The following is a 7,743-nucleotide window of genomic DNA, read 5'->3' as shown; positions in this document are numbered from 1 at the left end:
CTAATATTAAGATATTAGAGCTTTTAAGTCAAGAAAAACTTGAAATTGAAGCTAAAATAAATGAATTAATTGAATCTGGTATATCTCAAAAGCTAGATGCTCCGATTGAAAATCTTAAATCTATCCCCGGTGTAGCCGATAAAACTATTGCAGCGATACTTGGAGAGTGCGGAGATTTAACAAGATTCTCATCTGCTAAGGCTTTTATAGGCTACCTTGGACTTTATCCTACTCAGTATCAATCAGGAAACTCTCTATCTGTCGGAAAGCTTGCCAAAAGAGGCATACCCATAGCCAAGCATGCTCTTTACATGGCAGCTGTATCTTCTGTGCTTCATAATGATGAACTCAGAAAAGTATTCCGAGATAAGGTATCTGCCGGCAAAAGCAAAAAAGAAGCTTTGATAATTATTTCTAAAAAGCTAGCAACAATTATCTACTCAATTTTTAAATACAACACACCATACAACTCTAAAAGAGTTTTAATCTCTAAATGATATTAAAACGGTTAGTTTTAACACTTGTGAAAACAATGAGTTTTTAATGAACACTGACCAAAAAACATAACCTTTAAAATAGTGGTTATATCTTTGTATTTGATCATCTGAGCATTTATACTTTTTAAATACTCAAATAATGAAACACATTATCTATGTCTATAAAAAATAGCTATTGGTTTAAGCTATTCTTTATAGGATGGTTTTATTTCATCTTTGATAAATATGTAGGTTGGAGATGAACCTATGTATAGGGTTTCGCCTTCTATCTTCTCTCCATCGCGCGAATATGGTGTAAAAAAATCTTCTTTTTTGAGTGTTGTCGTCTTTAGCGACCAGTGGATTTGAAGAAGCTTATTATCTACTAAAAATTGAAGAATGTAGTAGCCTCGTTTTATATCAAGTCTTAAAAACTGCGCATTTTTTAGATTTTTAACCATAAATTTATATGTTTTATATGCGGAGCGTTTTTTAATGCCCTCTCTGTTGTCAACAAGCCCATACCCTGGAGCAATCAGCTGATGCCACGATACGGAGTCAACCTGTTGTGAGGCAAAAGCAAGCAGATAGTATCTTAACATGTAGTCTGCGTATAACTCTTCACTCACACACTCATATTCGCTTGTCGGAGCGTATGGAGCAGTGCCGCTGATCGGCCAGTTTGTCTCCGTGATGTGAAGCTCATGACTGCTTTTTGGACTTAGCCAGACCATTGTGCTAAGAAGAGATATTTTGTCCTGAAGAGTAAAGCCCATCTGCATATTTTCAGGCGCACCGCGTCTATCTACATAAAGAAGTGAAGAGACTCCGTTATAACGGTACTTTTTGGTATTGAAGAGCGTGTGCGCAGTAAAGTGATACTCAAAGTCTATGACACCGCTTCCTATAAGTTTTATATTTTGAAATTTTTCAAGCTTGAGGTCATAAGCGACTTGAAAGAAGCGGCTATACTCATCAACGCTGAAAAATCCCCATTTTGCTCTGTTGATGGTTGAACCGATCTCAAAGATATCTACATATTGACCTAATGCACTAAAAATTGTCTCCAGATCTTTTTTTAGAAGCTTCAAATCTTCTATATGCTCTCTGTCTTGAAGTATTTTAAGCGTTATTTTTTTATCTTTTGTTTTTAGGATAAAATCTTTTAGAAGCGGAAGTTTTTGCATCTCCCAAAGTTTTATGCGCAACAGAATTCTCTCTACGCCTAGCTCTTCTATCATCTCAAGAGTCTCTTTAGGATTGCGTTCAAAATTGACACCAAGGCAGAAAAATTCGCTGGAGATTATCTTTTTTCTCTTCACGAACGGAGTCATTAGCAGTGAAAACGGGATTACTGCAATAGAGATCAAAAAAGTTTTAAGCAGCGAGCCTATCTGGCTTTTTCGCATCTGCTTTTTGTAGTTTTTGTCTTGTAGCGGATATGGCTGATCGGAATAGTTATCCCACTTGTACGGTTCTTTCATAAGGCGAATTATAGCCTTTTTAAGATAAAATCAGCCACTTGCTTCTAAAAATTTTATTAAGTAACATAAATTGAGAAATAGGGATAATTGTTGAGAAATCAGCCGAAATATAATTTTTTTAAAAACACTAATTATGCTCTTAAAGGGCTTTTGGATCTAATAAAGACAGAATCATCGTTTAGGATAGAGCTTGTAGTTTTTATAGTTTTAATTCCTGTAGTGATATTTGTTGAGACCACACTTTCAAATAAGTTGTTAATGTTTGTCTCTTTGATGTTTATGCTAATAGCAGAGGCGGTAAACAGTGCGATAGAGAGAGTTGTGGATCTGGTGACACTTGAACACCATGAGATGGCTGGCAGGGCAAAAGATGTAGGAAGCTCTATAGTTTTTTTGAGCATTTTTTTATTTGTCATTGTCTGGGCAAGTGTTTTTCTTGATCTACTGTTTTAAATTTTAATTTAGGAATTTTTTTGAATATTCTCGTAGTCCGTACAGATAAACTAGGTGATTTTATAACTGCTCTTCCTGCTATGTATGTGTTAAAACAGCATGATCCAAAAAACAGGATTATTGCATGTGTTGCCCCGCTTAACAAAACCCTTGCCCAGTCTTGCGACTTTATAGATGAGGTGATAGTAGATGATAGCGGAAGTCTCTTTGAACTGGTTTCAAAACTAAAAAAGGCAAAGATAGACGCTTCCATAACTCTTTTTTCAAATACGCGCGTAGCAATGGCTCAGTTTTTGGCACGAATTCCAACGAGAATAGCACCTGCGACTAAAATCGCTCAGATCTTTTATACAAAGAGAGTAGTTCAGAGACGAAGTGAAGTGAAGATGGCAGAGTTTGAGTACAACTTAGAACTCACAAAGGCTCTTTTTAGCAGTATAAATCTAGAGTATAAAAAACCGCTTTTAGAGTTTGAGGATGCTAAGAAAATCTATGATGTTTTTTGTATAAATAATGACATAGATAAAGAGGTAGTGGCTTTTCATGTCGGTTTTGGCGGTTCAAGCGATGCAAACTTCACACTTGATGAGTATGAGATTTTAATCCGTGAAGTTATAAAAGAGGGCAAATATCAAGTCGTTCTTACGTTTGGACCTGATGAGAAAGAGCTTTATGAAGAGATGCAAAACAGGCTTTATGATGTAAATATAGTTTTTTATCTCTCGCTTGAAGGGCTTGTCTATTTTGCAAAACTTGTAAGTAATTTCAAGCTTTTTGTCTCTACTTCAACGGGTACGTATCATGTCGCTTCACTGGTAGGAACGCCGACAATGACCTTCTTCGCCGATAACCTCTTTGCAAGTTCTAAAAGATGGAAGAGTGTTGGGGATGAAGGGCTGCAAATGCACTTTAGTTTGCCGGGTGACACAGAGAAAAGGGCAAAGTTGATTGATGAGGTAAAGAGAGAACTGCTAGAGCTCTAGTGCGTCCAGCTTATGCTTTCTTTTACAACTTTTGCAGGATTTCCGACTGCGATGGAGCCGGCGGGAACAGATTTTGTGAGCACTGAACCTATTCCAATAACGGAGTTCGCTCCCACCTCTACACCTTTTAATATTGTAACATCGTCTGCTATCCAGACCTTATCTCCAAGTGTAATATCTTTAGCACTATTTATAATTTCTCCGTTTTGATATATTGGATGTCCGTCTGAGGTCATAAGCTTTGCGTTTCTGCTTAACATACACTCATCGCCAATTATTAAATGGATACTTTCATCTTTTGCGCTTAGATAGCATCCGTCTCCGATAATAGAGTTTTTGCCTATGGTGATTCGGCAGTTGTTCCCAACGATCTCTATAAAAGAACCGTTTATCTTTACGCCGCTGTTTATATGCAGAGTGTTGTTTGAGCCTTTGATGACTATTTTTGTTTTGGAGATTTTTATTTTATTTTTTTTATCAAGAAAAATTTTATTATCTCTGCCATAAACTCTAATTTTATTTCTTATTTTTTGTAAAAATGTTAGTTGATTCATACAGTGCCTTTTATTTATGATAAAATTTCGTAAAAAATAGAGTGCCCATGCAAATAAAAATTACAGCTACGATTATAACATTAAATGAAAAAAAGCATATTAGAGATGTTATACAAAATGTTCAAAAAATATGCAGTGAAGTTATAGTAGTAGACTCTTTTAGTTCTGATGAAACATGCGAAATAGCCGAGAGTCTAGGTGCAAGGGTAATTAAGCAAAAATATCTTGGAGACGGCGGTCAAAAAGCTTTTTGTGAACAATTCGCTACAAATGAGTGGATACTAAGTATCGATGCTGATGAGAGACTTGAAGATGAAGCCATAGATTACCTAAAAAATCTTGATCTGGAAAATGAAAAGTTTGACGCTTACTCTTTGCGTCGCAAAAGCTTTATAGGAAAAAAGTTTATAAAGCAGTGGTATCCGGATAGAGTGGTAAGACTCTACAATAAATCCAAGTGTGGATACAACACCATGGGTGAGCATGGATATGTAGAGTGTAAAAATTATAAAAATTTAGACGTTGATATGCTTCATTACTCTTTTGATAATTTTGGTGTGCTTGTATCCAAAGCAGACAGATTCGCCGTAAATCTTGCAAAAGTACGATACGCGGAGGGCAAGAGAGCTTCTTGGTACGATCCATTTGTTCATGGTGCGGCAGCTTTTTTTAAAGGTCTTATTTTAAAAGGCGGAATATTCGGAGGGATTCAGGAGTGGCATGTTGCCTTTGCTTCTGCTTATAATAGTTATATGAAGTATGTAATTATGATAGAGATGCAGGAAAATGAGCAGAAGTAATCTACTCATGCTCCCAGTTGTTTTTTCTTAATTTTTCTATGTAATCTTTTATGTTTTTCTTTGGATTCCAGCCTAAAGCTTCGGTTTTAGCTGTTACGACATCTGCGCTCATTCTATTGCCCTTTCTTTCAGGCAGCATCTCTATTTTACCGCCGAACATTTGGGCTATTTCAAGTATGCTGTAAGATTCTGGGCTTCCAATGCCAAATTCATCTCCATAGCCGTTTTCACCAACTAAAACAAGACCATCGATAATATCGTCTATGTGGGTAAAATTTCTTTTTTGAGTTCCAGGACTTACAACAGTTAAAACATCTCCTTTTTTCATTTTTTCTTTAAAAAGAGCAATCAGAGTCGCGTACTTTCCGCTTTGTATCTCCCTCGGCCCATATACATTATAAAAATATGTGACAGCATAAGGTACGTTATACCATGTGCCGTAATTTTCCACTAGTTCAGTATTGCTTGCTTTTGTCCAGGCATATGGGGAGGCACTTCTTCCAAGGCCCCCATCACCGAATTTTGTAGAACTTCCTGCATATAGTATTTTACAGCCCGCCCGTCTTACAAACTCTAGAACAGCAAAAATGCCGTCCTTATTGTATTTCCAAACTTTTTCTATATCATCAAAACTCTGTTCAACTCTAGAATATTCTCCTAAATGGTAAACCATATCAGGATAAAAAGTAACGAGTTTCGCGATATCTACGGTGTCTCCTTCTATGTATGTTACATTTGGAACATGATTCTCTTTGCTGCCGGTAAAGTAGTTGTCTAGACTGTAAACATCATAGTCTTTGTTTTGTGAGAGCTTTTCACAAAGGTGGCTTCCCACAAATCCTGCACCACCGGTTACTAATATTTTTTTCTTCATTATGATTTTACTCCAATTTGGTGGTATTCGAAGCCGATTGCTTCTAGTTTTTCTTTTTTATACTGATTTCTTCCGTCAAAAATTATTTTATTATTCAGCCTAATAGCCATTTCATCAAAATCCGGGCTTCTAAACTCTTTCCATTCTGTTACCAATATCATTGCATCTGCATTTGTAAGTGCCGAATATTTCGAGTCAACATACTCTACGTTTTGATTATCCTTCAGATAAAATGTTTCTGCTTCATGTCTGGCTTTAGGGTCATAGGCTTTTACCTTTGCTCCTCTTGAGGTCAGTTCATTTATTATTGTTATAGAACTTGCTTCCCTCATGTCATCTGTTTCAGGTTTAAAGCTGAGTCCCCACACAGCAAATGTTTTGCCGCTTAAATCTTCGCCAAATCTTTTAATAACTTTTGTAGCGATAACTTTTTTTTGTGCGTTATTTACATCTTCTACGGCATCAAGTATTTTAGGAGTATAACCAAAGTCTTTTGCAGTCTTTGCCAAAGCTTGGACATCTTTTGGAAAACAGCTTCCGCCATATCCACATCCAGGATAAATAAAACTATAGCCTATTCTGCTGTCACTTCCTATACCGTTTCTTACTTTATTAATATCTGCACCAACTATTTCGCATATCTGGCTTATTTCGTTCATAAAAGATATCTTGGTTGCAAGCATTGCATTTGCTGCATATTTTGTCATTTCTGCACTCTTTATGTCCATTGTTATAAACCTGTCTGTCTTATGAAGAAAAGGTTCATAGAGTTCATGCATTACGTCAAAAGCTTTTTTATTGTCAGCTCCGATCACGACCCTGTCAGGTTTCATAAAATCTTCAATAGCCGCTCCCTCTTTTAAAAATTCTGGATTGCTGATAACATCAAAGGTAAGATTAGAGCTCCTCTTATCTAGCTCTTTCTGGATAGTATTTTTAACTTTATCTGCCGTTCCGACTGGAACCGTACTTTTGTCAACAACATACATATGATGAGTCATATGTTTACCAATACTTTTTGCAACATCTAGAACGTATTTTAGATCAGCGCTTCCATCTTCGCCCATCGGAGTTCCGACTGCTATAAAACAAATCTCTGAAGTTTTTAAAGCTTCTTTAATATCAGTATTGAAAATCAGAGTTCCTTTATTGAAGTTTTCAAGAACCATATTTTCAAGACCAGGCTCAAATATGGGGATAATTCCTTGTTTTAGCTTTTTTATTTTTTGTTCATCAACATCCACGCAAATTACGCTATTGCCCATTTCTGCAAAGCATGTTCCACTTACTAGGCCTACATATCCCGTGCCGATTATACTAATTTTCACTACTTGTTATCCTTTGTTTCAGGGCTTTGATCATTGGCTAATCAACAACTTGCTGACCCCTTAATCTCTTTTTTAAATTCTTTCTATCTTTGTGAGCTTGTGAATATTTTAATGCAATTTTAACACAATAATCAGTATCGCTTTTAATGAGTTTCGCATACTCATTTATAATTACTTTTAGATCTGCATCTTTTGCCCAAAGCTTTGAGAAGTTTTTAAGTCTCTCATCAACGCTTAATTTTTTAAACTCCATTCTGTTAATGTCAACTACTTTAAATATGTAAGAACCATCATCTTTTTTTATTAATATATTTCCAAGTGAATAATCAAGATGAAAAATGTTATTTTCATGCAACTCAAATGTAAATTGTGCAAAAGCTTCAAAAATTTCTTTTTTGTTTTCAAAATTATAGTCTCTTAATGGCTCTCTAATTGTAAAATCATAATCAAATTTTTCACTTACAAAGTAGCTATCATCGATTAGTCCAAATTTATGAAACTCTATATAACCTATCGGTTTTGGTACAAAATCAAAAATTTTCATGCTGTTTTCATAGGATTTTTTTGCTTTAGAGTCTCTAAAAAAAGTGTAGATTATTTTGTTTATAATATTTGGAGTCTTAAAAGATTTTACTACAAGACTCTCACCGTTAAAATCGATGATTTTTATCTCGTTTCTTGCTTTATGAATTGAGTTTTGTGAAGCATAAAAATAATTTTGTATATTTTTTAGTAAATTAATATATTCTTTATCAATATAATTAAAGTTCATGTTTATTCCGCTCTGAGGG

Annotated in this window: 9 protein-coding genes; 4 read left to right on the top strand and 5 right to left on the bottom strand. The window is 35.3% G+C overall.

Annotated features, from left to right (window positions below; all coding sequences use genetic code 11):
• Nucleotides 1-497 (top strand): transposase (locus FCU45_RS07890; RefSeq protein ID WP_137014031.1); only part of this gene is annotated, 497 nt, incomplete at its 5' end.
• Nucleotides 498-682: 185 nt separating this feature from the next.
• On the opposite strand, the gene FCU45_RS07885 is transcribed toward FCU45_RS07890, so the two are convergent.
• Nucleotides 683-1,960 carry a glycosyl hydrolase gene (locus tag FCU45_RS07885; protein ID WP_137014029.1) on the bottom strand — a complete coding sequence of 426 codons (1,278 nt, stop codon included), beginning with the start codon at nt 1,958-1,960 and terminating at the stop codon, nt 683-685.
• Between the two features lie 90 nt (nt 1,961-2,050).
• Between FCU45_RS07885 and FCU45_RS07880 the strand changes: the two genes are divergently transcribed.
• Together FCU45_RS07880 and FCU45_RS07875 are read left to right on the top strand one after the other, a co-directional pair.
• Nucleotides 2,051-2,413: a diacylglycerol kinase gene (locus tag FCU45_RS07880; protein WP_137014027.1), complete on the top strand. Its 363-nt coding sequence runs from the start codon at nt 2,051-2,053 to the stop codon at nt 2,411-2,413.
• A gap of 20 nt (nt 2,414-2,433) precedes the next feature.
• Nucleotides 2,434-3,396: a glycosyltransferase family 9 protein gene (locus FCU45_RS07875; protein WP_137014025.1), complete on the top strand. Its 963-nt coding sequence runs from the start codon at nt 2,434-2,436 to the stop codon at nt 3,394-3,396.
• On the opposite strand, the gene FCU45_RS07870 is transcribed toward FCU45_RS07875, so the two are convergent.
• Complete coding sequence (locus FCU45_RS07870; protein ID WP_137014023.1) at nt 3,393-3,950, bottom strand: acyltransferase; 558 nt, start codon at nt 3,948-3,950, stop codon at nt 3,393-3,395. The two genes, FCU45_RS07875 and FCU45_RS07870, sit on opposite strands and share 4 nt — an antisense overlap.
• Nucleotides 3,951-3,997: 47 nt before the next feature.
• On the opposite strand from FCU45_RS07870, the gene FCU45_RS07865 reads away from it, so the two are divergent.
• Entirely contained in the window at nt 3,998-4,750 is a 753-nt protein-coding gene (locus tag FCU45_RS07865; protein ID WP_137014021.1) for a glycosyltransferase family 2 protein, read from the top strand.
• Nucleotide 4,751: 1 nt separating this feature from the next.
• Here FCU45_RS07865 and FCU45_RS07860 read toward each other — a convergent pair whose 3' ends face one another.
• Genes FCU45_RS07860 through FCU45_RS07850 form a run of 3 tightly spaced genes read right to left on the bottom strand, consistent with a single transcriptional unit; the run spans nt 4,752 to nt 7,724 of the window.
• Complete coding sequence (locus FCU45_RS07860; protein ID WP_137014019.1) at nt 4,752-5,624, bottom strand: NAD-dependent epimerase/dehydratase family protein; 873 nt, start codon at nt 5,622-5,624, stop codon at nt 4,752-4,754.
• On the bottom strand, nt 5,624-6,952 hold the full coding sequence (locus FCU45_RS07855) for a UDP-glucose dehydrogenase family protein (protein WP_137014017.1): 1,329 nt from the start codon (nt 6,950-6,952) through the stop codon (nt 5,624-5,626). The genes FCU45_RS07860 and FCU45_RS07855 overlap by 1 nt, the downstream gene beginning before the upstream one ends.
• A gap of 37 nt (nt 6,953-6,989) precedes the next feature.
• Nucleotides 6,990-7,724, bottom strand: a complete 735-nt coding sequence (locus FCU45_RS07850) for an RIO2 family protein (protein ID WP_137014015.1) — start codon at nt 7,722-7,724, stop codon at nt 6,990-6,992.
• Between the last annotated feature and the right edge of the window lie 19 nt (nt 7,725-7,743).

This window comes from Sulfurimonas crateris (assembly GCF_005217605.1).
Taxonomy (GTDB): domain Bacteria; phylum Campylobacterota; class Campylobacteria; order Campylobacterales; family Sulfurimonadaceae; genus Sulfurimonas; species Sulfurimonas crateris.
The sequence above is the reverse complement of the archived record's forward strand: the minus strand, read 5'-3'. Positions and strand labels throughout refer to the sequence as shown.

Coding starts and splice junctions, on each gene's coding strand:
- FCU45_RS07885 (WP_137014029.1), bottom strand. CDS start 1,960: ATGAAAGAACCGTACAAGTGGGATAACTATTCCGATCAGCCATATCCG.
- FCU45_RS07870 (WP_137014023.1), bottom strand. CDS start 3,950: ATGAATCAACTAACATTTTTACAAAAAATAAGAAATAAAATTAGAGTT.
- FCU45_RS07865 (WP_137014021.1), top strand. CDS start 3,998: ATGCAAATAAAAATTACAGCTACGATTATAACATTAAATGAAAAAAAG.
- FCU45_RS07860 (WP_137014019.1), bottom strand. CDS start 5,624: ATGAAGAAAAAAATATTAGTAACCGGTGGTGCAGGATTTGTGGGAAGC.
- FCU45_RS07850 (WP_137014015.1), bottom strand. CDS start 7,724: ATGAACTTTAATTATATTGATAAAGAATATATTAATTTACTAAAAAAT.